The sequence below is a fragment of the Roseibium sp. MMSF_3544 genome, assembly GCF_030732845.1.
GTDB lineage: Bacteria > Pseudomonadota > Alphaproteobacteria > Rhizobiales > Stappiaceae > Roseibium.
On record NZ_JASHKA010000005.1, the window covers coordinates 265,324 to 288,610 of the forward strand.

23 protein-coding genes are annotated in these 23,287 nt (G+C 56.1%); 12 read left to right on the top strand and 11 right to left on the bottom strand.

All coding sequences use genetic code 11. The features are described 5' to 3' along the window. The first annotated feature begins 8 nt into the window (after positions 1-8). Positions 9-1,160 carry a tRNA guanosine(34) transglycosylase Tgt gene (tgt, locus tag RBB47_RS09910; protein ID WP_305985620.1) on the top strand — a complete coding sequence of 384 codons (1,152 nt, stop codon included), beginning with the start codon at positions 9-11 and terminating at the stop codon, positions 1,158-1,160. Between the two features lie 7 nt (positions 1,161-1,167). Here the strand turns inward: tgt and RBB47_RS09915 are convergent, their stop codons facing one another. Next, positions 1,168-1,602, bottom strand: a complete 435-nt coding sequence (locus RBB47_RS09915; RefSeq protein ID WP_305985621.1) for a DUF4864 domain-containing protein — start codon at positions 1,600-1,602, stop codon at positions 1,168-1,170. 457 nt (positions 1,603-2,059) lie between these two features. Further along, the gene (gene galU, locus RBB47_RS09920; RefSeq protein ID WP_305985622.1) at positions 2,060-2,953 is read right to left on the bottom strand and encodes a UTP--glucose-1-phosphate uridylyltransferase GalU; all 894 of its coding nucleotides are present in this window, start codon (positions 2,951-2,953) and stop codon (positions 2,060-2,062) included. A 382-nt stretch (positions 2,954-3,335) separates the two neighbouring features. Between galU and kdsA the strand changes: the two genes are divergently transcribed. Further along, entirely contained in the window at positions 3,336-4,178 is an 843-nt protein-coding gene (gene kdsA, locus RBB47_RS09925; protein WP_305985623.1) for a 3-deoxy-8-phosphooctulonate synthase, read from the top strand. A 136-nt stretch (positions 4,179-4,314) separates the two neighbouring features. Continuing rightward, positions 4,315-5,589: a phosphopyruvate hydratase gene (gene eno, locus RBB47_RS09930; RefSeq protein WP_305985624.1), complete on the top strand. Its 1,275-nt coding sequence runs from the start codon at positions 4,315-4,317 to the stop codon at positions 5,587-5,589. A 104-nt stretch (positions 5,590-5,693) separates the two neighbouring features. Here the strand turns inward: eno and RBB47_RS09935 are convergent, their stop codons facing one another. Then, entirely contained in the window at positions 5,694-6,233 is a 540-nt protein-coding gene (locus RBB47_RS09935) for a winged helix-turn-helix transcriptional regulator (RefSeq protein WP_305985625.1), read from the bottom strand. Positions 6,234-6,273: 40 nt separating this feature from the next. On the opposite strand from RBB47_RS09935, the gene RBB47_RS09940 reads away from it, so the two are divergent. Beyond that, complete coding sequence (locus tag RBB47_RS09940; protein ID WP_305985626.1) at positions 6,274-6,648, top strand: VOC family protein; 375 nt, start codon at positions 6,274-6,276, stop codon at positions 6,646-6,648. Between the two features lie 67 nt (positions 6,649-6,715). Here the strand turns inward: RBB47_RS09940 and RBB47_RS09945 are convergent, their stop codons facing one another. The 4 genes from RBB47_RS09945 to RBB47_RS09960 all read right to left on the bottom strand — a co-directional run bounded on the left by RBB47_RS09945 (position 6,716) and on the right by RBB47_RS09960 (position 12,351). Continuing rightward, positions 6,716-7,390 carry a DsbA family oxidoreductase gene (locus tag RBB47_RS09945; RefSeq protein ID WP_305985628.1) on the bottom strand — a complete coding sequence of 225 codons (675 nt, stop codon included), beginning with the start codon at positions 7,388-7,390 and terminating at the stop codon, positions 6,716-6,718. A 156-nt stretch (positions 7,391-7,546) separates the two neighbouring features. Further along, entirely contained in the window at positions 7,547-8,728 is a 1,182-nt protein-coding gene (locus RBB47_RS09950; RefSeq protein WP_305985629.1) for a hypothetical protein, read from the bottom strand. 179 nt (positions 8,729-8,907) lie between these two features. Beyond that, complete coding sequence (locus tag RBB47_RS09955) at positions 8,908-10,536, bottom strand: class I adenylate-forming enzyme family protein (protein ID WP_305985630.1); 1,629 nt, start codon at positions 10,534-10,536, stop codon at positions 8,908-8,910. Between the two features lie 24 nt (positions 10,537-10,560). After that, complete coding sequence (locus RBB47_RS09960) at positions 10,561-12,351, bottom strand: extracellular solute-binding protein (RefSeq protein ID WP_305985678.1); 1,791 nt, start codon at positions 12,349-12,351, stop codon at positions 10,561-10,563. A 347-nt stretch (positions 12,352-12,698) separates the two neighbouring features. Here RBB47_RS09960 and RBB47_RS09965 point away from each other — a divergent pair, with 347 nt between their 5' ends. Further along, positions 12,699-13,310: an invasion associated locus B family protein gene (locus tag RBB47_RS09965; RefSeq protein ID WP_305985631.1), complete on the top strand. Its 612-nt coding sequence runs from the start codon at positions 12,699-12,701 to the stop codon at positions 13,308-13,310. 83 nt (positions 13,311-13,393) lie between these two features. Here the strand turns inward: RBB47_RS09965 and hspQ are convergent, their stop codons facing one another. The 3 genes from hspQ to RBB47_RS09980 all read right to left on the bottom strand — a co-directional run bounded on the left by hspQ (position 13,394) and on the right by RBB47_RS09980 (position 15,920). Continuing rightward, entirely contained in the window at positions 13,394-13,717 is a 324-nt protein-coding gene (gene hspQ / locus RBB47_RS09970; RefSeq protein WP_029065428.1) for a heat shock protein HspQ, read from the bottom strand. Positions 13,718-13,819: 102 nt separating this feature from the next. After that, positions 13,820-14,860 carry a CoA ester lyase gene (locus tag RBB47_RS09975; protein ID WP_305985633.1) on the bottom strand — a complete coding sequence of 347 codons (1,041 nt, stop codon included), beginning with the start codon at positions 14,858-14,860 and terminating at the stop codon, positions 13,820-13,822. A gap of 94 nt (positions 14,861-14,954) precedes the next feature. Further along, positions 14,955-15,920 carry a lysophospholipid acyltransferase family protein gene (locus tag RBB47_RS09980; RefSeq protein WP_305985634.1) on the bottom strand — a complete coding sequence of 322 codons (966 nt, stop codon included), beginning with the start codon at positions 15,918-15,920 and terminating at the stop codon, positions 14,955-14,957. A 227-nt stretch (positions 15,921-16,147) separates the two neighbouring features. On the opposite strand from RBB47_RS09980, the gene RBB47_RS09985 reads away from it, so the two are divergent. Together RBB47_RS09985 and RBB47_RS09990 are read left to right on the top strand one after the other, a co-directional pair. Next, the gene (locus tag RBB47_RS09985) at positions 16,148-17,098 is read left to right on the top strand and encodes an AEC family transporter (RefSeq protein WP_305985635.1); all 951 of its coding nucleotides are present in this window, start codon (positions 16,148-16,150) and stop codon (positions 17,096-17,098) included. Positions 17,099-17,129: 31 nt separating this feature from the next. Then, positions 17,130-17,546, top strand: a complete 417-nt coding sequence (locus RBB47_RS09990) for a DUF1801 domain-containing protein (RefSeq protein ID WP_305985636.1) — start codon at positions 17,130-17,132, stop codon at positions 17,544-17,546. Between the two features lie 17 nt (positions 17,547-17,563). On the opposite strand, the gene RBB47_RS09995 is transcribed toward RBB47_RS09990, so the two are convergent. Beyond that, the gene (locus RBB47_RS09995) at positions 17,564-18,769 is read right to left on the bottom strand and encodes a UbiH/UbiF family hydroxylase (RefSeq protein ID WP_305985637.1); all 1,206 of its coding nucleotides are present in this window, start codon (positions 18,767-18,769) and stop codon (positions 17,564-17,566) included. A gap of 200 nt (positions 18,770-18,969) precedes the next feature. Between RBB47_RS09995 and RBB47_RS10000 the strand changes: the two genes are divergently transcribed. The 5 genes from RBB47_RS10000 to uraH all read left to right on the top strand — a co-directional run bounded on the left by RBB47_RS10000 (position 18,970) and on the right by uraH (position 23,287). Beyond that, complete coding sequence (locus RBB47_RS10000; RefSeq protein ID WP_305985638.1) at positions 18,970-19,884, top strand: DUF2182 domain-containing protein; 915 nt, start codon at positions 18,970-18,972, stop codon at positions 19,882-19,884. Positions 19,885-20,065: 181 nt separating this feature from the next. Then, positions 20,066-20,782 carry a phosphatidylcholine/phosphatidylserine synthase gene (locus RBB47_RS10005; RefSeq protein WP_305985639.1) on the top strand — a complete coding sequence of 239 codons (717 nt, stop codon included), beginning with the start codon at positions 20,066-20,068 and terminating at the stop codon, positions 20,780-20,782. Positions 20,783-20,891: 109 nt separating this feature from the next. Beyond that, positions 20,892-21,869 carry a quinone oxidoreductase gene (locus RBB47_RS10010; protein ID WP_305985640.1) on the top strand — a complete coding sequence of 326 codons (978 nt, stop codon included), beginning with the start codon at positions 20,892-20,894 and terminating at the stop codon, positions 21,867-21,869. Positions 21,870-21,935: 66 nt separating this feature from the next. Then, complete coding sequence (locus tag RBB47_RS10015) at positions 21,936-22,835, top strand: LysR family transcriptional regulator (protein WP_305985641.1); 900 nt, start codon at positions 21,936-21,938, stop codon at positions 22,833-22,835. Positions 22,836-22,936: 101 nt separating this feature from the next. Continuing rightward, positions 22,937-23,287, top strand: a complete 351-nt coding sequence (gene uraH, locus RBB47_RS10020; RefSeq protein ID WP_305985642.1) for a hydroxyisourate hydrolase — start codon at positions 22,937-22,939, stop codon at positions 23,285-23,287.

The following is a 23,287-nucleotide window of genomic DNA, read 5'->3' on the forward strand; positions in this document are numbered from 1 at the left end:
AGGACAAGATGAGCGACTCCCAGAAGAGCTTCGGATTCCGGCTGATTGCGACTGATGGAACTGCCCGGCGTGGTGAAATCACGACGCCACACGGGATTGTCAGGACACCTGCCTTCATGCCAGTGGGGACCCAGGCAACCGTCAAAGCCATGTATCCTGGTCAGGTTCGTGAAGCCGGTGCGGATGTGGTCCTCGGCAATACCTATCACCTCATGCTCCGCCCGACCGCCGAACGCGTCGACAGACTGGGTGGATTGCATACATTCATGAACTGGCCACACACGATCCTGACTGACAGTGGCGGATTTCAGGTTATGTCGCTCGCACAATTGCGCAAGTTGGACGAAGACGGCGTCCGTTTTCAAAGTCATATCGATGGCCAGAAATATCACCTCACACCTGAAAGATCTGTCGAGATTCAGGGGCTGCTAGGCTCCGATATCCAGATGCAGCTTGACGAGTGTATCAAGTTGCCCAATCCGAGGGACGAGATTCAAAGGGCGATGGAATTGTCGCTGCGATGGGCAGAACGTTCCAGAAATCAGTTCGAAGCGATGGGCGGCCCGGCAAAGGGGCAGGGGCTCTACGGCATTGTCCAGGGCGGCGATCAGCCCGACCTGCGCATCCGTTCAGCAGAAGAACTCTCAAAAATGCCGTTTGAAGGGTACTCCGTCGGTGGGCTTGCTGTTGGAGAGCCGCAGGAAGTCATGTTGCGGATGCTGGACATCACGACACCCGTCATGCCGTCTGAAAAGCCCAGATATCTCATGGGCGTCGGAACGCCGGATGACCTTTTGGAAAGCGTCAAACGCGGTATTGACCAGTTCGACTGCGTGATGCCGACCCGGGCCGGCCGGCACGGTCTTGCTTACACGCGATACGGCAAGGTGAATTTGAAGAACGCAAGGCACCAGGATGATCCGCGTCCCCTCGACGAAGAGAGCGCCTGTCCTGCCGCAAGCACCTATAGCCGAGCCTACCTGCACCATCTGGTCCGCACCGGAGAGGGGCTTGCAGGCATGCTGCTGACCTGGAACAACATCGCCTATTACCAGCAGCTCATGCAGGGCATGCGGGACGCTATTGAAGCAGGCCGGTTCGAAGCCTTTTATGCTCAAACGAAAGAGGACTGGGCGCGGGGCGACATCCCGGCGCTGTGAGGTTTATCTAGGCAGCAAACCCGTCAGATTTGGTGAGATAACACCCTGAAATCCGCCAGCTGCCATCTTCCTGTTTCTCAAAGCTGTAGAGTGCCAACCAGTTCTGTCCTTTCGGTCCCGTGACGTAGACTTCCTGCGTCGGCCCGAATTGGGTCATCTTCGATTGGCCGAAGGTCACGTTGCTTGGGTTGTAAACCGGTTGGTATCCCTGACGGACCATTTCCATAAAAATTTCAGGTGTTTGAAAGCGTTTCTGAAGCGAGTTCGTGGCGAATGAAAACGCCTGGTTGGCATTTCCGGAAGCAAATGCGCTCATTTGGTTTTTGATGATGCTTTGAAAGGCCTGACTGTCCAGAGAATCGTCTGCCTTGACCGAGCCAAGTGAGAGAGAAAAGGCAATGCCGGCCGCAGCCGCTGTTTTCAAGAAAAGACCCTTCATCATCTTCAGCACCTCTTTCCGTAATGTCGCAAAAGTATACGCTGAAAACCGCGACCCGGATCTAAAGTCCACGTGAATATCCACGAGTGGATCGTTCAGAAAAACCAATGGCCTGCGCAAATGAGCGAGATAATTTCTAAGTTACACGGCTAATGAAAAAAGCATAGCCGGAGAATTTGTTCGCAATTTCAATGTCTCAGGCGTCGCCGTAGAAATTGGCAGCAGCATTGCCGGCGCGACTTTCAATAAAAAAGCGACGGGAACAACGAGCAATAAGCCGCGCTGGAAGGCTCGAGACATGAAGCAGCGTTCCTGTCAGAAATATCAATATGTGAAGAATCAATAATAGCGTGGCGAGGACCGGAAATTGGCCAATTAGCGCCACGGTATGTCACATTCGAGAACCGGGCATGGCCGTCCGGTTCTCCTAAGAAGCCTGAAACAAATCCCTTGGTTCGCCTTACTCGGCGGCCTGAGGTTGCCGGATCATTTCTTCCATGAACGGAACAAGGTCCTGCGCAAGGTTCGGGTCGTCCATCCCAAAGGCGATGTTCGCGCTCAGGAACCCGGACTTGCTGCCGCAATCATAACTGCGGCCCTCGAACTTGAGAGAGGCAAACCCCTGATTGGACATGAGGGAGAGCATGCTGTCGGTCAGCTGGATCTCACCGCCGGCGCCTTTGCCCTGGCTTGACAGGAGTTCGAAGATTTCCGGCTGCAAGATGTATCGTCCGGTAATCATCAGGTTGGATGGAGCAGTACCGGGTGCCGGCTTTTCAACCATGTTGGAGATACGGCTCGCGTTTTCGTTGATCGTCTCTGCCAGTTCCACAATGCCATACTGGTGGGTCTGATCCTCCGGCACTTCTTCCACAGCGATGATGTTGCCGCCGGTCTGCTCGTAGAGTTCGACCATCTGCCTCAGGCAGCTCACCTTGGACTTGATGATCACATCGGGAAGCAGGATCGCAAACGGCTCATCGCCGATGATATCGCGTGCGCACCAGATCGCGTGACCAAGACCCAATGGGGCCTGCTGACGGGTAAAGCTCGTTGATCCGGGTTGCGGCCGATGCTTTTCAAGAAGTTCAAGGGCTGCAGATTTGTTACGCGATTTCAGCGTGTCTTCGAGTTCGTACGCGACATCGAAATGGTCTTCAATGACGTGTTTGTTTCGGCCCGTCACAAAGACAATGTGTTCGATCCCCGCGGCGCGCGCCTCATCGACAACATATTGAATGATGGGTCGGTCCACGATCGTCAGCATTTCTTTTGGTACGGCCTTTGTCGCCGGAAGGAAACGAGTTCCGAGACCGGCAACAGGCAATACGGCTTTGCGAATGGGTTTGTTCATTTCAGGCCTTCCAAATGTAACTGTCGGGGGATATGGGCCCCATCTGTTCATGATTGGACGAAAGGGACAATAAACTCAGGGTTCTGAAGCGGTAGTTTCGAGACGAGCGCTTCCCGGGTTGCGCAGGCGATAACAATCCAAAACGATGACCTTTAGTGATATATCTTGCTGCATGTGCGAAGCAAAGATGAAACTCCGGCGGAAAAGTGGCGTCCGGTGTCGGTCTCTCTGCCTTAAATCGATTTAAAAGAACTTTCGGCAGCTGCTAATCGGACTGTTGCAGCCTGCTGAAAAGAACGGTATGGAACACGCAATTTTGCTGCGGGGCAAAACCTGTGAAGGGTTAGGGCGGTAAGTTCCGTCCAGGAATACAAGGTGACGAATGACCGAGGCGAACCGCGAAGTAACAGCTGGCAATGTAACGTTCGACAATGATGCGGCATTTAGCCTCATCGCTGGTCCATGCGCCCTGGAAAGCCGCACCCACGCGCTTGAATGTGCCGCCGCCATCAAGGAAATCACCGACAGACTCGGAATTGCGACCGTTTACAAAACGTCCTTCGACAAGGCCAACCGGACGTCGCTTTCCGGAGGACGCGGGGTCGGGCTGAAGGACGCCTTGCCGATTTTTGCGGAAATCAAGGAAACGTTCGGCATGCCTGTCGTGACGGATGTGCACACGGCCGAGCAATGTGCACCGGTCGGAGAGGTGGTTGATATTCTCCAGATACCGGCATTTTTGTGCCGGCAGACCGATCTGCTGGTCGCTGCCGCGAAAACCGGCAAGGTCGTCAACATCAAGAAGGGTCAGTTTCTGGCGCCCTGGGACATGAAGAATGTTCTGGCAAAGGTTACTGGGTCGGGAAATCCAAATGTCCTTTTGACCGAAAGGGGCGCAAGTTTCGGCTACAACACGCTGGTAAGCGATATGCGGGCGCTTCCGATCATGGCGCAGACGGGCGCTCCTGTGGTTTTTGACGCGACCCACTCCGTTCAGCAGCCCGGCGGACAGGGAGCATCGACCGGTGGCGACCGGACCATGGTGCCGGTTCTCTCCCGGGCAGCGGTTGCGGCTGGTGTTGCAGGGCTTTTCATCGAAACCCATCCGGATCCAGACACTGCCCCCTCCGACGGACCCAACATGGTGCCGATGGATCAGCTTGAAGCTTTGCTGCGTCAGCTTCAGGCGATTGATGCCGTCGTCAAGGCAAAACCGGCGGCTTGACAGTTCAAGGCTGCGCATGGCGCGCAGCTGTTTCGGGGCGATGGCTCCACAATTGGCCGCTGAAGCGGCTCCGAATGTGTCGGCGCGTCGCCGGCAAGTAGCACACACAGGTCCATGCGACAGGGGAGTTCTTTCCATGACCGCCATTATCGATATCGTCGGGCGTCAGATCTTTGACAGCCGCGGCAACCCGACTGTTGAAGTCGATGTATTCCTGGAAGACGGATCTTTCGGTCGCGCAGCAGTTCCCTCCGGCGCCTCGACCGGTGCGCATGAAGCCGTGGAATTGCGTGACGGTGGCGACCGCTACATGGGCAAAGGCGTTCAAAAGGCTGTTGATGCCGTGAACGGCGAGATCTTCGAAACCGTCGGCGGCCTCGAAGCGGAAGATCAGTTGCAGATCGACCAGGCGATGATCGAACTGGACGGCACCAGCAACAAGGCACGCCTCGGTGCGAACGCGATCCTTGGTGTCTCGCTGGCGGTTGCCAGGGCTGCTGCACAGGCCTCTGGTCTGCCGCTTTATCGGTACGTCGGCGGCACATCAGCGCGGACCCTGCCGGTTCCGATGATGAACATCATCAACGGTGGTGCCCACGCCGACAACCCGATCGACTTCCAGGAATTCATGATCATGCCGGTTGGCGCTGAGTCGCTCAGCGAAGCGGTGCGCATGGGTACAGAGATCTTCCACACATTGAAAAAAGCCCTCAATGCGGCCGGCCACAACACCAATGTGGGCGACGAGGGCGGTTTTGCACCCAATCTGGAATCCACCGACGCGGCGATCGGTTTCGTCATGAAGGCAATCGAGACCGCTGGCTATAAGCCGGGCGAAGATGTCTATCTCGCGCTCGACGCGGCCTCCACCGAATTCTTCAAGGATGGAAAATACGTTCTGGAAGGTGAGGGGAAATCTCTCGCGCCTGAGGAAATGGCCAAATATCTGGGCGATCTGGTCGCACGCTACCCGATCATATCCATCGAGGACGGTCTTGCCGAAGATGACTGGGACGGCTGGAAAGCCACGACAGACCTGATCGGTAACAAATGCCAGCTCGTCGGTGACGATCTATTCGTGACCAATTCCGAGCGTCTGCGCAAAGGTATAGATCTGGGCGTTGCAAACTCGATCCTCATCAAGGTCAACCAGATCGGCACGCTCTCAGAGACGCTTGATGCGGTTGAGACTGCGCACAAGGCAGCCTATACGGCGGTCATGTCGCATCGCTCGGGCGAGACCGAAGATTCAACAATTTCCGATCTCGCGGTCGCGACGAACTGCGGACAGATCAAGACCGGATCGCTGGCGCGTTCCGACAGGCTCGCAAAATACAACCAGCTGATCCGAATTGAGGAAGAGTTGGGGCCGCAGGCAGTTTATGCGGGCCGATCCATCCTGAAAAGTTGATCGAAGCCGGTTGTTTCGATCTTGGCAAGGAGCCTCGCGGAAACGCGGGGCTTTTCTTTTGAGTTTCAGCAGTCATCCAGATTGAAATGGTCGCAATTGCTAGCCTAGCGCACGCCTAGGTCAATCGCCCGGTTGATTTCGATGCCCCTGTTCGCCGCGTGATAAGTCGGAAACGGCAAACGGTTTGACGTCACGATTTCGCGGCGAAGCCACTCTCGCTCCTCCAACTGATGCAATGACGTCGACAAGGCCCGATCGGTGATCGGCGCCAGGTCAGACTTGATGATTGAAAAGCGCCGTGGGGATGCCGTGAGTGCCAGGATCGGCACCGTCCAGCTCCGGCGTAGCAACGCAAATTCTCGGTCATCTGGAACTGCTTTCACGATCCTGCTTGCGATTGCGGCAGCTTCTACACCTTGCGGGGTCAGGCGGAATTCCGGCCGCAGTGGATGTCCGTGACCCGGGTTTCTTTCCAAAAAACCAAGCTCGACAAGATGGTCCAGGCTCGAAGCAAAGGACGTACGGCTTGCACTTGTTGCAGCAAGCAGGGGTGCCTGACGTCCAGGCATGCCTTCATGCATCAGGGCCAGGATATTCAACGACCACGCACGGGACGTAAGCTTGACAAGCGACTTAATGTCCATAAAGTATAGTTACATTACTTTTAAACAAAAGGGAAGTTTCATGCCACTCGTCTCATTGGACAACACCATTACGCTTGCCATGTCAGTCCGGGACCGTCATGCAAGCGCAGACTGGTACGCCGCCAAACTCGGGTTCGAATTGATCCACCATATTGACGAAGCTGGATGGAGCGAAATGCAAACCAAAACAGCTGGTGTCACCCTTGGACTGGGGGAACAGACCGAGCCTGCGCCCGGTAACACGGTTCCGGTCTTTGGCGTTGCCGATATCAAGACCGCAAGAGACGCCCTTGAAACCGCCGGGGTGAGGTTCGATGGCGATACTGAGACCATTGAGGGAATGGTGAGTACGGCGACATTTTACGATCCGGACGGCAACGCCTTGATGCTGGCTCAGGATTTGTCCAAGAGCTGAGGGGAGCGAGGCAGGTAACGGTCCGGATACCCCGAGTGGTGTCGGAGCCAGCTTTGGCGGCTGTGACCTAACCCTGCTGTTCCGCTTCAGAATCCGTCCGTGTTTCGTCGGCGTGCTGCAGGGCGGCTGCGATGGTTTCGGCTTTTTCTGCACCGGCAAGAACAAACCTGCCGTCAATGATGAAACAGGGCACGCCGGTGATACCGGACTGCTGCGCTCTTTCGATCTGCGCCTCGGTCTTGTCGAGATCCGTTTCCGTTTCCAGGAGCTGCTCGACCAGGTCGGATTGCATCCCGGCCTCGTCGGAGATGCGCACCAGCGTCTCCGACTTTGTCAGATCTTCTCCGTCGAGAAAAAACGCTTTGAACAGTCGCTCGACGACTTCGTCTTGCAGATCGTCCGCGCGTGACCACAGGATCAGCCGATGGCAATCAAGCGTGTTTGGCGACAGCTTGATGTCGTCGAAGGCAAAATCAATTCCTTCTTCCTGTCCGGCGGCCTTGATCCGGCTGTAGATCGTATCGGCCTGATCCATGCCGCCGAACTTGTCACTGAGATATTTTTTTCGGTCCTTGCCCGTTTTCGGAAGCGTCGCGTCCAACTGGAAGGGGTGCCAACGCACGGCTACGTCGAGCTGCGGGACTGATTTCAACGCAGCTTCCAACCGCCGCTTGCCGATGAAGCACCAGGGACACATGACATCTGAAACGACATCGACAGTTATCGGGGAGGGAGTGGTCATGGATCTACCGAATTCTTGGTTGTTATGCCGGAATCCTAGTGATTTCCGCGCATTTTCCAACCCCAAAACGATGCATATCCCTGGATTGCGGTCCCTTTTGAAGAACACGAAAGCGTGTGAGGGTTTCCAGTTCTCTTCGGTGACCTCGAAAGAAACCTAACGCACGGTATGCGTCAAGATTGAGCTGATCCGCTTTTGAAGCCGCACGGTACCCGCCTCGTTTTTCAAGACGGCGACGGGTCCAAGATCCTTGACCAGGCATACGAGGTCTTCGTCCCGGCTCGTGGCATCGGCGATCGACAACAGTGTGGTGTTGAACTCTTCAAGCTCTTCAGGCGTGGAGACGGTGATCCCGAAACTCTCCGGTTTCAATCGCAATTCCCAGAGATCCAGTCCTCGGACGGCCAGCGCATTGCTGCAGGTCTCTAGATAGTTGGCGTAGTATTCTGTCCCGAGACCGCCTTCATTTATCTGCTGGCGAAGCCACATCTGGCTCTCCGCAAGAATCCGGTCAGCCAGCCTTCTTCGCTTACCAAAGCGGATCGCTGAAGCCATCCGCATTGTGAGTGTCTCCTTGAGGTTGTCGCCGACAATCACGTCGGAAGCCCCGTTGCGGAATAAAAGCGCGGTATCTTCTTCCTTTTCGCAAACTGCCAAAACCGGCAGGCCGGCGAACCGGGCGTCACGCCTGATCTGCCGTATGTAGTCGACGGCTTCCTCAAAGGGAGCGTCGATGACCACGGCATCAAAGGCGCGCATTGACATGAACTCGACCGCCATCTTGCCGTCGAACGCGCCGACGACCTCGACTTTCTGGTCGCTTGCGTCCTGCCACTCCAGAAAACGTCCACTCAGGCCAACGACCATCAGGCTGCTGGTCCCGGTATGATGCGGGGCCGTGCCAAAGCCAGGTATGCGGCCAAACACCTTTCGACGAAGCTGGGCCTCTTCTGTTCGCATGAGTGCACGCTGGTGAATGCAGATCAACATCAGCAACACATCGTCCGGCACAACGCGGTCAATAATTGCAGTTGCCTGGAGCCCTTCGGGCAACACGTCGTCGCCATCTGTCAGGACATAGAACGGAACGTCGCAGGTCAGCGCAGCGATTGTCGGCAAGAGCCATTCGAAGAAAGGCTGTTTTTGAGTTTCGTTCAGGCACTTGATATCCACGACGACCGCTGCTGGCAGAGCAGTCGGAAGCGAGCTGCCTCGTTCGAACATCTTTAGCAGCGACACGTCAAGATCTTCGGGCGCGTCACCATTGCTGCTCCGTTTGGGCCGCCGGCCGGCATACCAATATGGTCCACGCCACGAAAGCGACGTTTCTAAATCCATGCCCTGTCCCCACCTAGGGACCAAAGAGGTTCAGGGTTCAATCGTGGTGCGCGTCGGATATTGGCCACGAGTAAAACCAGAACTCCAAAGTCCCTCAAGGCCCCGCTTTTGTTGCCCACGCGGGTGCCATTCAAGTTCGGAAACGATCATTGAACTACGGCGATACTAGGTTCTTTGATCTAAGCCACCGCGGCCGGCAAACGCTGCGTCCGCATGGTCAGCTTTTCTCTGAAAATTGTACCATCAGGATTGCGCGGCAGTGACTGCAAAATCAGCACGCGATGCGGGATTTTGGCAAGATCCACACCTTCGGCATCCAGATAGGCAAAAAACGAGGACGCGTCGGGCACGCTGGCTGCTTCTGGAACCAGCGCAGCGTACATCCGCGCGCCGAGCGTCGGGTCTTCAACGACGAATGCGGCTGCTTCTTTTATGCCCGGATAACTCGCATATATGACATCAATAGTCTCCAGATTGCCGGTCCCGACAGCATAAACGCCCGGTATTCCAAAGCCGGCAATTCCATCGTCGGCAAGCTGAACCTTGATGTTGGTATTGAGGAAACCGGTTCCCTCCCAGCGCACGCGCCGTTGTTCACCGTTGAGGGTCCGCCAGCCGATGTTTGGAACCATCGGCCCCTTCACCAGCAAGGTGGGTGTTTGTGCCTCCACCTCTGTGACTGCAATTTCCAGAAGGGCTGGCCCGCTCTCACACCCGTTTGGCCCGTTATGCTTTCCCAAGGCTGTCGCCTTGACTTTCGCCGATGGTCCGCGCGCCTTGGCAACGAGCGCAAATTCGTCGGCAACGTGAAGGTCGACAAGCCGTCTGCGTGCGACAAACGTCGTCGGATGTGGCGCCGAGATGTTCCAGGCGGCAAGGACGGTGGTCTTTGTATTGGTCAGTTTGCGGTCGAGTGTTTGCGCCAATGGGCCAGGTGTCAGGACGACATCGGCCTGCACTTCATTTGCGTGTGCCGCGAGATTCGCAAGCGACGTCGGGTGATGAAGATGCAGCGTGCTGCCGGTCATCAGAAACGGCACCAGCCCCCCGCCAAGCCCTGTCAGGCCGCTGAGCGAGTAGGGCACCAGGATCGAGCTGCCGTCCTTGATATGGGATTCATCAACAATCATCTGACCGGCGGAGACCCAGTGATTGTGGCACCGGCTCACCGGTACGTTCTCTTCGCCACTCCGGCTCCAGCAGATCGTTGCCGTATGATCAGCCGGATCTGGACGTTCATTGGAGACGAATTGCAACTCGTCGCCCATCTCCGTGAGCATCGGTCCAAGTTCGATGAGGCCGTCCGGAATGTCTTTTCCAAGCCCGAACACAAAGCGCAGCGCAAAGAGGTCTGCCGCGACGTCCCGGGCAGCGATGCCGACATCCCGCGTCTCGACCCTGTCGGCAGCAATAAAGCCTTTTGCGCCAATCGAATTCAGCGCTTCCAGCACATTCTTTTGCCGCCAGTGCAGCGGCAGCGGGGAGACAATCAGGTCAGCGCGTAGTGCTGCCATGAAGGCAATGACGGTATCAACGGTGTTTGGCGCCTGCATACCGATGACATGGTCCGCGCTCAGCCCGACAGTCTTGTAAAACGCTGCGAGACGGTCAATTTCCCCGTCTGCTTCGCTATAGGTCAGTTTGCGCGGTTCTCCACCGGTCCATGTGGCCCGGTCCGGTGCATCTACCAGTGCAAGCCGGTCGGGATGTTCTGCAGCGGTCTTGCGGAGAAGTTCGTCAAGCGGCACATCGGACCAGGCTCCGCTTTCGTGATATTCCTTGGCAAGGCTTTCGTGGGTGGCTTTCATTTCGTCTTTCGTCCGTAGGTCCGATTATTGCGCGGTCGCAGACCACCAGGTGTCAAATTCATGTCCATAGAGGGAGTGATGATCAGGTGGAACGACGACCTTCCATCGTGCGACCCAGTCGTCAGATACGTGATAGAGCGGAACGGCGTAGGCGCCTGAAATCAGCACTCTGTCAAAGGCTCTTACCGCGTCCACGAACTCGTCGCGGCTGCGCGCGCCGACAATCACATCGATGAGAGCATCGATCGCCGGCTCGTTTGCTCCAACGAAATTGAAAGAGCCTTCGGCGTCTGCTGCTTGCGACGACCAGCGGCCGTATTGCTCCGCGCCGGGCGAAAGCGAGGCGTACCAGGTGTTGAACACCATGTCGAAGTCGCGTTTTGTCCGGCGGTCTTCAAACTGCGATGGATCGACACTACGCACGCTGACGCCAATGCCGAGAAGCTCCACCGTGCGGGCATAGGCCAGAGCAAGTTTTTCTTCGTCTTCGTTCTTGGCAAGGATTTCAAACGCAAGCTGCTGTCCGTCGGCTTCGTTGACAAGCTTGCGGTCTTTCAAAGCGTATCCGGCCGATTTGAACACGTTCAGAGCATCTCGCAGAACCTTGCGATCACGCCCGGATCCGTCAGCGTCCGCGGGGCGCCAGGTGCCGGCCATGACTTCCGGATCAACAGCGTCAGGGAAGGGGGCCAGCAACTCCTTCTCCCGCTCGCTTGCCGCGCGACCGACGGAGGAAAGCTCGGAGTTATCCCAGTACCCGACAGTTCGCGAATAAAGATCGTAGTAAAGGTTGCGGTTGACCCATTGGAAATCGAACAGCATTCGTAGCGCTTTTCTGACCCTTACATCTGAAAATTGAGCGCGTCGGGTGTTGAACGCAATTCCCTGCATCGGGGCGGGCACGCCGCGCGCAATGTCCATCTGGACAACATCGCCGTCTTTTGCCGCCGGGAAGTCAAAACCGGTCGCCCAGCGCGCCGGATCCCGGAATTGAAGCGCATTGACCAGTCCCTTCTTGAAGGCTTCCTGCAACGTGGTCTCATCGCGGAAATATTCGATGCGCATCTCGTTGAAATTGTCGAACCCGGCCTTTACCGGCAGGTCCTTTGCCCAATAGTCGGGATTTTTTTCATAGACCACGAGCCGGCCAGGTTCGATTGTCTTGAAGGTGTACGGGCCACTGCCGACCGGCGGGGTCAGTGACGACTTGTCGAAGTTCTCAGCATCGGTGTTTTTCTTTGAAAAAATGGGAGCCAGAGCGATCAGCAGCGGCAATTCCCGGTTTTCTCCATTTTCAAACACCAGTTTGAGCCGGTTCGGCTCCGTAACTTCTTTATCAACAATAGCGGCGTACCAGTTGCGGAAGGGCGGGCGACCCTTGTCCCGGATTATTTCCAGGGAAAAAATGATGTCGTCGACTGTTACGGGCGTACCGTCGGAGAATTTGGCATCCGGGTTCAATTCAAACTCGATCCATTCCCGGCTGTCGGGCATGCGCACACGTTGGGCAACCAGACCGTAGAGCGAAAACGGCTCTGCGTATGAACGAACCATCAGGCTTTCAAGAATGTTGTTGCCGAACTGGCGTTCCCGCATGCCGCGCGCTGAGGTCCAGCCTCCCTGAACGATGAAGGAGTTCAGGCTGTCGAAGGTTCCCTGGACACCGAGCGTGATCGTGCCGCCTTTTGGGGCGTCCGGATTTGCATATGGGAACGGCTCACCGGGAGCGAGAGCAGGAGACCCGTGCATGGAAATTGCGTGAGTCCAAGGGACATCCTCGTCAGACCCGTGGGCGACCCCGGTAAGAGCGGGCATCGTCAGACAAAGCAAGGTCAGGGCCATTCGCCGTGCAGGATGTGTCCCGATAGCAGCCCTCACAATTTCAAAGAAACGCATAACCACCGCCTGATTTTTCCTTGATTCCCGCCTTTGAGCCTAGCACATGGTTTGTTGCAACGCGCCTGCAACAACACACAAAGACAAAGATATACAGATTTGAATCAAACAAGAGCATTGCGTTGCATATCGGCCACCCTCTTGCCCTAATTCAGTGCCTTACCATGCAATTCACAGATCTATTGTTGTAACGGGCCTTGCGGTAAACTCCGGAATGCCTCAGAACAACGCGAAGATTTCGCACATGCACGATTGAGGACGTTTCGATGAAGAGTGTATTGAAAAGAGGATTGTTCGGATGCGCCGCTGCGGCATTCGTGGCCGTGTCTTCTTTTGCAGCTGCTCCCGCATCCGCCCAGGAAGACAAGAGCCCTTGGACAAAGGCGTGCAACACAAACCCGGAAACGCAGAAAGAAATCTGCTTCATTTCGATTGAGTTGCGCACAAATACCGGTCAGTTCCTGAGCAACATCGCCATCCAGGAGACTGAAGGCGAGGCTCGCAAGAAGTTGTTGGTTGCCGTTCCGACCGGTGTTCTGATCCAACCCGGACTGCGCATCCAGATCGACGACAGCAAGCCGGTCCAGGCGAAGTACAGCATCTGCGCCCCGAACGCCTGTTATGCCGAACTTGCGATTGACGACACTTTCGTCAATGCCATGAAACAGGGCGGCGAAATGCGCGTCGCGCCGTACAATCAGCAGGCCAAGGAAATCGTCTTCAAGATGACCCTGATCGGTTTCACCAAGGTCTATGACGGCGAACCGATGAACCTTGCCGAATTGCAGGCGCGTCAGGAAGAATTGCAGAGCGAACTGCAAAAGCGGGCAGATGAAGCGCGCCAGAAGCTGATCGACGCTCAAAAGGAAAGCCAGTAAGGCCGAGCCTTACTCGAACAAAAAGGCCGGAACGACTGTTCCGGCCTTTTTTGTGTCTGCTGAACGAAAAATGACGTTGCCTTCTAGTGGATCTCGACACTGCGCGGCAAATAAGACCCGTCCGTCTGCTCTTCGAAAATTTCCTCGACCTGAGGATGACGAACCGGTTCGCCCGTCATGTCGGGTTCCAGGTTCTGTTCGCTGACATAGGCAACATATTCGGTCTCCTCGTTTTCCGCGAGAAGATGATAGAAGGGCTGGTCGCGCACCGGACGCACGTCCTCGGGAATGGCATTCCACCATTCTTCCGTGTTGCTGAATGTCGGGTCGACATCGAAAATCACACCCCGAAAAGGGTAAATCCGGTGCCGGACGACCTGACCTATTCTAAATTTTGCCGTTCGCATGGTTACTCGTCCGCCTACTGCATGCAACGCCGGGATACCGTGTCGGCAGCCTGCTTGCAAGCGTTGTAACATTAAACACTAAACCAGAGGCCTTGCGAATTTCTAAAATCCGTAGACTTGAGCAAGGTCTGCATCCTTACTTGCGACCAGCTTGGCCAAATCGACAATGACCTTTGCCTGTTTCCAGGTTGCATCATCCTGCATCTTTCCGTCAATCATGACGGCTCCGGTTCCATCCGGCATCGCGTCCAGAATTTTCCGTGCAAAGGCAACTTCGGCAGGATCGGGCGAAAACACCCTTTTCGCGATTTCGATCTGGCTCGGATGCAGCGACCATGCACCCAAACAGCCCATCAGAAAGGCGTTGCGGAACTGGCTTTCACAAGCCTGCGGATCGGAAAAGTCACCGAAGGGGCCGTAAAACGGTTTGATCCCGTAAGAAAGGCAGGCATCAACCATCTTGGCGACGGTATAGTGCCACAAGTCCTGCTGATAGGCGGTTCGCGATCCGGTGTCACCGGCGTCTGAAAGCACAGCGTAATCCGGATGGCCGCCGCCGACACGCGTTGTCTTCATGCCCCTAGACGCAGCAAGGTCGGCAGGGCCGAGGCTCATACCGTGCATCCTCGGACTTGCAGCAGCGATTTGCTCGACGTTTTTGACACCTTCGGCAGTTTCAAGAATGGCATGGATCAGGATCGGCTTGGAAAGTCCGCCCTTGGCTTCTAGTTGCGCAAGAAGCTGGTCAAGGTAGTGAATGTCCCAGGCGCCTTCGACCTTGGGCAACATCACGACATCCAGCTTGTCTCCAATGGCTTCGACGATTTCCAGAATATCGTCCAGGAACCATGGGCTGTTCAAGCAGTTGACCCGCGTCCAGAGGCCTGTCGTTCCGAAATCGTTCTCCAGGGCCATTTGAATAAACCCGTTGCGGGCTTCGCCCTTTGCGTCGGCCGGGATAGCGTCTTCAAGATTGCCAAGCACGACATCAACCTTGTCGATCAGGTCCGGCACCTTTGCCCGCATCTTTTCGATATGCGGTGGCACAAAGTGGATCATGCGTTCAAGCGAGACGGGAATGTCGCGAAACGGCTCCGGTGCGCCAATGGCAAGCGGCTTGTAAAATGCGCGTGGGGACTTCATGAGACGGCGTTACTCCTCCAGTTCGAGCATTAGCTATAGCGCTTATGTTGCGCTGCAACTATCCCCCGATAGGAGAACACGGACGGCTCCAATCTCAGTTTTCCAGCGACTTTGCAGCGGCGGCGCGCTGTTCCTGTCTTCTTTTCAGGCTTTTGCCGGGCGGCGCCCACTTTTTGTGTATCCACATCCATTGCTCGGGATGTTCGGTGATCCACTCCTGGAAGCATTCGTGCATGAGGGCAGTGGCCGCCTTGATGTCGGCTTGGCGGTCATCGGTTTTGGGAACGGTGATGGCGCGCCCCTCAACGCGAAAATGCACGCCTTTCTTCCGGATGACCCTTCCGAGCACAATTGGAACGTTGCACGAGCGCGCAAGCGACGCCGGCACGGGGTTGGCGTAGGCCAACTGTCCAAAGAAGGGGACCTGGACGCCCCGTGCTTCCCGAAGATCTCCCATCATGGCGACGACGCCGCCGCCCTTCAAAGTACTGATAATCTTGCGCGCGGTGTCAGGGCTTTTGGAGAGCAGGCCGCCGCGGTAGAGGTCCCGGCGCAGCGAGCGCAATGCCTTGTCTGCCTTCGGGTTGCGCAAGGCCTGATAAACACCCGTGATTTCCACGTCGCGGCTCACGACCGGTTGGACGCATAGTTCCCAGTTTCCACTGTGAAACGAGACGAGCAGGCACGGTTGCTCACCGGCAAGAACCTTTTCCGTGATCTCATCCGGATCGGCCTCGAAGCGGTAGTCCTGTTTGAGGAGGCGGTCGATGTGAAACGTCTCCGCTGCGACTCGGCCGAGGTTTTCCCACATGCCTTTGACGATGGCTTCGCGTTCCTTTTCGCTCATGGACGGAAAGGCGCGTTCCAGATGAGCCAGAGCACGCTTGTGACGGGGATTGAACGGCGCGAATAGGCGCCAGCCTGCGCCCATCAGGTAGGAGGCGATATCCACGGGAATGAGCCGAAACAGATAAATTGCGAGTCTCAGAACGATCCCTTCGAAGCGATTCTGATACTTCAGGCGCTTCGGGTGTTCTCTTTGTCTTTTCTTTCGCGACATTTCAGCGTGGATACTCTCGATATTATCTGCTCACTCTGCCGACGTGGCAGCTTTGGGCCATCTCAGCCGGATTGAGCACTTGCGGTACCTGCGCAGACCTGATTGGAATGCGAAACGTCAGTCATGCTCCGCACGTGACGCGTCCTTATCCAAGCTCAACGCGAGATGCAAGCACCTTTACCTGTTCGCCCTTCATGCCGACCGTCACATTAGAACCTGGACTTTAAATGCTGGAAGTCATCACTCTGGCCTTGCCCTTCTTCGGATTGATCGTTCTTGGCTACGGCGCCGGGAAGTTCAAAAATCTGCCCGAGTCCGGCCTGGCCTGGATGAATTTTTTCGTCATCTATTTGGCGCTGCCGGCCCTGTTTTTCAGGCTCCTGTCAGAAACACCGTTCGAACAACTGGCGAATGTGTCTTTTATCGCCGCCACGACCTTCACCACATATATTGTCTTTGCCATTTCGTTTTGCATCGGCGTGGTCGCGACCCGCGGCAGCATTGCCGAATCCACGATTCTTGGAATCGCCGGAGCCTATTCGAATGTGGGCTATATGGGTCCCGGATTGACGCTTGCGGTCCTGGGCGAGCAGGCAACGGTGCCAACGGCACTCATCCTGACTTTCGACAATGCTTTGATGTTCATTCTGGCGCCGCTTCTCATGGCCGTGGCAGGAACTGAGAACGAGACGATCCTCGGAACGGTAAAGCAGATCCTGACGAAGATTTTCACGCACCCGTTCATCCTGGCGACAATCGCAGGTGTGTCCGCAGCCGCGTTCGAATTGCGCCCGCCCGAGGCGGTGAACACGCTCTTGCTTTATCTAAGCAGTGCAGCAGCACCTTGCGCCCTTTTTGCCATGGGCGTCAGCATAGCGCTTCGTCCGATAGGAAGGATACCGGTCGAGTTGCCTCTGGTCCTGGCGGTCAAGCTTTTGCTCCACCCGATCCTGATTTTTCTGCTTCTGACCTGGCTCGGCGGTTTTGATCCGAACTGGATTGCAACAGCGATCCTGATGTCCTGTCTGCCGCCGGCAACCAATGTGTTCGTCCTGGCTCAGCAATACGGCGTCTATGTTCAGCGCGCTTCAAGCTTTGTCTTGATTGGGACTGCTGTTTCCGTGGTGACTGTGACTGCGTTTATCTGGGCTCTCACATCCGGCTTTTTGCCGTTGTAGCGGTCCCGGTTCAATCAAGTAGAATGACAATATGAACAAAGCCCGGCAGACACTGGACCTGATAGGCAGCTACCCCGAACCTGTTCGCGGCGGTTTGCGTCGACTGCGGGAGATCATACTGGAAACCGCGGCATCAACCGAGGACGCAGGGACGCTCGAAGAAACTTTGAAATGGGGACAGCCGAGTTTCGTCTCTGTCAAACCGCGGACCGGCACGACAATCCGTATTGACCGTGACAAGACGGATGCCGGCGATGTTGCCCTCTTTGTCAATTGCCAGACATCTCTCGTGTCTGACTGGCGCACGCTTTTCCCGCATCTGCGTTTCGGCGGCGACCGAAGCGTGCATTTCAGCCTTGGCGAAGATCTGCCGGAAAACGAAATCCGTCATATGGTCGCGATGGCACTGACCTACCACACGCGCAAAAGCGCACGGAAAGCGCGCTGAAAGAAACCATCAACGGTTCAGTGCCTTGGCGGGTACAAACCTGTACCGGGCGCCATTCCTTCGCGCATCAGGAGCCTTCGGAACGGCCCAACCTTTCCGGCCATGTACATCCCCATGCTCCGAGCCATTTGAACCGGCAAGAACGAGGTGAGGAGGGACCGGTTCAAAAGGTCGACTGCGTTGGTACGTGTCTTGATGTCACTGCGGCGTTTGGATTCGTAAATTTCAAGAACGGCTGGCGAGCCAATGTCCTGTTGCCTGGCTTGTGCGTGCGCAACAACACTCGCCAGATCATCAATGTCCCGGAGCGACAAATTGAGCCCCTGTGCACCGATCGGTGGGAAAACATGGGCTGTTTCACCGACAAGCGCCAGCCGCTCCCCGGCGAGCCTTTGCGCATTCAGTCCGGACAATGGAAAGCTTTGCACCTCCGACGCCAGCTTGAACTCCCCTAAAATGGAATAAGCGCGCCGCTCAAGTTCCATCTCCAGGTCGTCAGATGTCAACGACAGGAGTTTGTTTGCTCCCTCGTTGGTCTCCACACAGACAATCGAAGACTGACGGCCCGGCAGGGGCACCAGCGTGTAGGGACCGGTCGGCGTGTGAAACTCGGTCGAGATGTTGTGATGCGGCAGTCTGTGGTCAACGTTGAGCACGACGGCCACCTGAGGGTAAGACCAGGCTTTGACCTCTATGCCGGCAGTCTCGCGAAGCCTGGAATTGCGGCCATCGGCAGCCACGGCCAGACGCACCTTGAAAGTCTTTCCGCCTGACGTGGATATAGTGACAAAGTCGGGAGAAAAATCGGCGGATTCCGCCGTGTCGCTTATGCAGGTCAGCGTGTCTTGCAGCTCACAAGCTTCTTCAAGTACCGCGTTCAGTTCTCTATTTAAGATGTTGAAACCAAACTCTTCAACACCAATTTCCGTAGCGTTAAATACGACTTCAGGTGCCCGTATAAGCCGTCCGGTGTCGTCGATCATCCGCATCTTTTTCAAGGATTCGGTGTTTCCCGAGAGCTTGGACCAGACGCCGATATCCTCCAACAAGCCGATCGATCGCTGCCAAAGTGCTGTGGTGCGGCCGTCAGGTCGTGCTGACTGGGGCGCCACCAACACCGTTGAAAGGCCAAGCCTTGCCAGTTTCAGCGCCGCAGTGCGTCCCGAGGGACCGCCACCAACAACGGCAACATCGAAGAGGTCCGGTTTTTTCGATTTGGGCATGGGGCAGTCCTGATTGATCGCCGTTTAGAAGAGAATGTGTCCTTCCGGTCAAATTATTCAACAGGACGAAACCACGCAGGCAAGTGTGCGTCTGCCCGACGCCTTTTCTTGATTGGTTGAATGCGCGAGATCAATTCCGTTCGGAAAAATTGCTATATGCTGCGCTTCAAACATCGTGCTGAGGCTGCTGACCTGACTACATGAGCGTTGTCACATCAAATAACGGCTCGCAAGAGCAATCGGGGCTTCACGCCAGCGGGCGCGGCTGGCCGATTGTGCTTGCCTTCGTCGCAATACTGAGCATTGGCGGGTGGACTTATCTTGTCGCAATGATTGCGGACATGGTCCCGGTAATGGACATGACCGAGGCCGGGCCCGGTATGGGACTGTTCAACCAGTTCAACATCTTCAGAGGGCTTTCCGATGAGGCGCGCGCCGCGCTCGCGGTAATTTGTCTCCCGGCGGGCGCAACCTTCGGAATGCCGACACCCGACCTGAACGGCATCGATCTGCTTAAGGTTTTTCTTATGTGGTCGATGATGTCCATGGCCATGATGCTGCCGACGGCAGTCCCGATGCTGAAAACCTACTTTGGCTGGATCGGCACCGAGGGCAATGGCGAACGGTCTGTGACCTTCGCAGTGATGGCCTGTGCGCTCGGATATCTGTCCATCTGGCTCGGTTATGCGGTGGCCGCAACGCTTGCTCAGTGGTTGCTGTCAAAAGCCGGCGGGTTGAGCGACATGATGGCGCCGGCAACACTCGCATTGACGACGTCCGTTCTTTTTGCAGCTGGTCTTTATCAGTTCACACCTGCAAAGAAATCTTGCTTGCAGCGCTGCTGGTATCCGCGTTGGGTGTTTTCAGGTGAGCGCCAAGCCGGGATGACGTCCGGTTATCGAGAGGGCCTTATTCAGGGTCTGACATGCCTAGGATGTTGCTGGGCGGTAATGACCGTCATGTTTGCGGTCGGGCTGATGAATATTGTCTGGATAGCGCTTCTCGGCGGCGTCATGGCTCTGGAAAAGACCTTCCCGAGCCGCGTTTTCCCTGCGGTAATTGGTGTTTTTCTGATTGCCTGGGCGAGTTTTCTGACCGCAACCATCTATTTCTGACTTGGCGCCAATTGTTTCTTGCAGATTTGCGACAAGGGCTATTTTTTCTGTTCACACTGTCATACGATTGCAATATTAGTCCCCGGCGACGTTTGACGAGAGTTCACCGGGGAAGAGCGAATGGCTCGATACCGGGCGCGAACTCGACTCGCGCCATGTTCTCTTGATATGAGGATTTCCCGTGACGGACTTTACGCCTGGCAAAGAGGCGCCGGAACCAGCTTTATTTCTTATCCATGTCTTGACGGCTTCCGGGGCGCCCATCGCCCTGATCGCGCTTCTGGCGGGGGCACAGGGCAATTGGGCAGAAATGTTCGCCTGGCTGGGACTGGCATTCTTTGTTGACGGCATCGACGGCCCGCTTGCGCGCCGGTTTAACGTTGCCGAGCGTTTGCCGCGCTGGTCCGGGGCGTCACTCGATTTTGTCATCGACTACGCGACATATGTCTTTCTGCCAGCATTCGCGCTGTCGTGGAGCCTGATGCTGTCGCAACCCTGGAACTGGATTTGCGGCGGGTTGGTTGTTTTCACCGGAGCGCTTTATTTCGCGGACAACGGCATGAAAACGCCCGATGGGTCCTTCAAGGGGTTTCCCGCAGGATGGAACATGGTCGTGTTCGGGTTGATGATCCTGTCGCCTTCGCAAGCCTTCACGATCGCAATTGTAATCTTGTGCTGCGCACTGACATTCGCACCGATCCGCTTTGTCCATCCCGTCCGTGTTCAGCGCTGGCGGATCGTGACCCTTCCCGTCACGCTTCTTTGGATGGGATTGGCCGCATTTGCGATCGTGGACGGTATGACTCTCAACGGGATCACGGCGATTTTGTTCACTGTCGCCAGCATTTATCTGTTTTCCGTCTCTGCAATCCAGCAACTCCTCGACCGGGTCGATTGACCTGAACAATGGTCTTTGCGGCACGCCTCGAACTGATTAATGTTCCGGCGAGGCGATAGAGCCCCTGAGTCAATTGTTGAGAGAGGCAGCAAGCCTCCTGGAGGGTTAGATGGTTCAAGCAATCCGCGTTCACGAGACCGGCGGTCCAGATGTCATGCGCTGGGAGCATGTGGATGTTGGTGAGCCAGGGCCCGGTGAAGCACGCATTCGTCAAACCGCAATCGGTTTGAACTTCATCGACACCTATTTCCGGTCCGGTCTTTATCCGGCTCCCGCCGGTTTGCCGTTCACACCGGGCAATGAAGGGGCCGGTATCGTGCAGACGGTGGGCGAGGGCGTCACTTTCCTGAAACCTGGCGACCGGGTTGCTTACGTCGGACCGCTTGGCGCTTATGCGCAGGAGCGAATCGTGCCGGCCGACAGGCTTGTCCTGATACCTGACGGTATCGACGACAAGACCGCTGCCGGCATGATGCTGAAAGGCATGACGGCTCAGTATCTTCTGCGTCAGACTTTCAACGTCGGCCCGGAAACCACACTCCTTTTTCATGCAGCTGCCGGCGGAGTTGGGCTGATTGCCGGCCAATGGGCATCGTACCTTGGAGCCACTGTCATCGGTACTGCCGGCTCAGACGAAAAAATCGCTTTGGCAAAAGCGCATGGCTACCAGCACATGATCAACTACCGCACCGAAAACTTTGTGGACCGCGTCAAGGAGATCACCGCCGGAAAAGGCTGTGACGTTGTCTATGATTCCGTCGGAAACGATACTTATCCCGGATCGCTGGATTGTCTCAAACCGCGCGGTCTTTGGGCCAGTTTCGGCCAGTCCTCCGGGCCGATCACGGACTTCAATCTGGGCTTGCTCGCGCAGAAAGGGTCTCTGTTTGCGACCCGCCCGACATTGTTCAATTACATAGCGACGCGAGAAGCCCTGGAAGCAACAGCCGGGGACCTGTTTGATGTGGTGAGCAAAGGCATCGTCAAAATCGAGATCAATCAGGAATACCGGTTGGCGGATGCCGTTCAGGCGCATCAGGATCTGGAAGGCAGAAAGACAACCGGCACGACGGTCTTTTTGCCGTAGTCCATTGGTATGGCAATGTTATCCGGTCGGGCCCAAGATCTGTCGCGCAATCTGTACAGCCCCGCCATGCGCTACTTTCTCGCGGCGGCAGAGGCGGGGTCCATTCGGGCTGCGTCGCGGGAGCTCAACGTGGCATCGTCGGCGGTCAACCGGCAAATCCTGTGGCTTGAAGAAGCACTCGGTCTGCAATTGTTTGATCGCGTCGGACGCCGGATACGCTTGTCTCAGGCGGGCGAATTGTTGCTGGCACATATCCGCAGAACCTACTCCGATTTCGAAGGGACAGTGGCGGAACTCGACGCGCTTAAGGGGCTCAGACGCGGAACCGTCTCAATTGCGTCCGTTGAAAGCGTGTCGGAAAAACTCCTGCCGTCAGTGATCGGCAGCTTTCGTAAGAGCTATCCCGGAATTCACGTCAACGTTTCGATCTCGTCTTCGCAGGAGGCCGCACGCAAAGTGGAGGCAGCGGAAGCGGATGTCGGCTTCACATTCGATCCTCCGGATGCTTCTGCGCTCACGGTGGCCTTTCAGCACGATCTCGTCATCGGCGCCCTGATGACACCCGATCATCCGCTTTCCGGGCAATCAAAACTCTGCCTGCAGGACTGCCTCGCGTTTCCAGTCGCCCTTCCGGCAGAGGGTCTGTCACTCAGGACACGGATCGATCTTGTCCGAAGTCATATTCCGGGCGCCTCCAGAACCTATGTGGAGGCCAACTCCCTGCGATTGATGCGGGCCTTGGCAAAGGAAGAAGGCGTTATCGGGTTTCAGACACTTATCGGGTGCGAAGACGATCTTGCCGCAGGTACCCTGATCTTCAAACCGTTGACAGATGCGCCGCTTCAAGCCGATCGATTATGTGTGATAACCTCGTCCTTGCGTGCGCTCGCACTTGCACCGGGAATGTTTTTTGATCATGCAGTGCTCGTCTTGAAGGACCATCTTCCTGCCATTGATGCCATTTAGGCATCATTAAGGTCTCAAATGAGCGCTTTGGTTCCATGTTTTTTTAAGGCACATTTTTTGCGACAGTTTTGCGGCATTTGGCCGCGAGAGGGAGGAATTTGATGGGGCGTTTGACCACACACGTGTTGGACACCGCTCTGGGACGGCCTGCAGAAGGCTTGAAAATCGACCTGTGGACGCAGGACGAACCACCCATGCATGTCTCTTCCCACACAACCAATGCCGACGGCCGCATTGATGGAGCCATACTTGAAGGTGATGCCTTCAAGGTCGGCACGTATGAACTGCGGTTTCATGCCGGCGATTATCTCAAGGCAACAGGTGGGTCGCTTCCAGACCCCTTGTTTCTCGATGTCATACCGATCCGGTTCGGAATTGCAGATGAGGATGGACACTACCACGTGCCGCTTCTGCTATCGCCCTTTGGATATTCCACCTATCGCGGGAGCTGA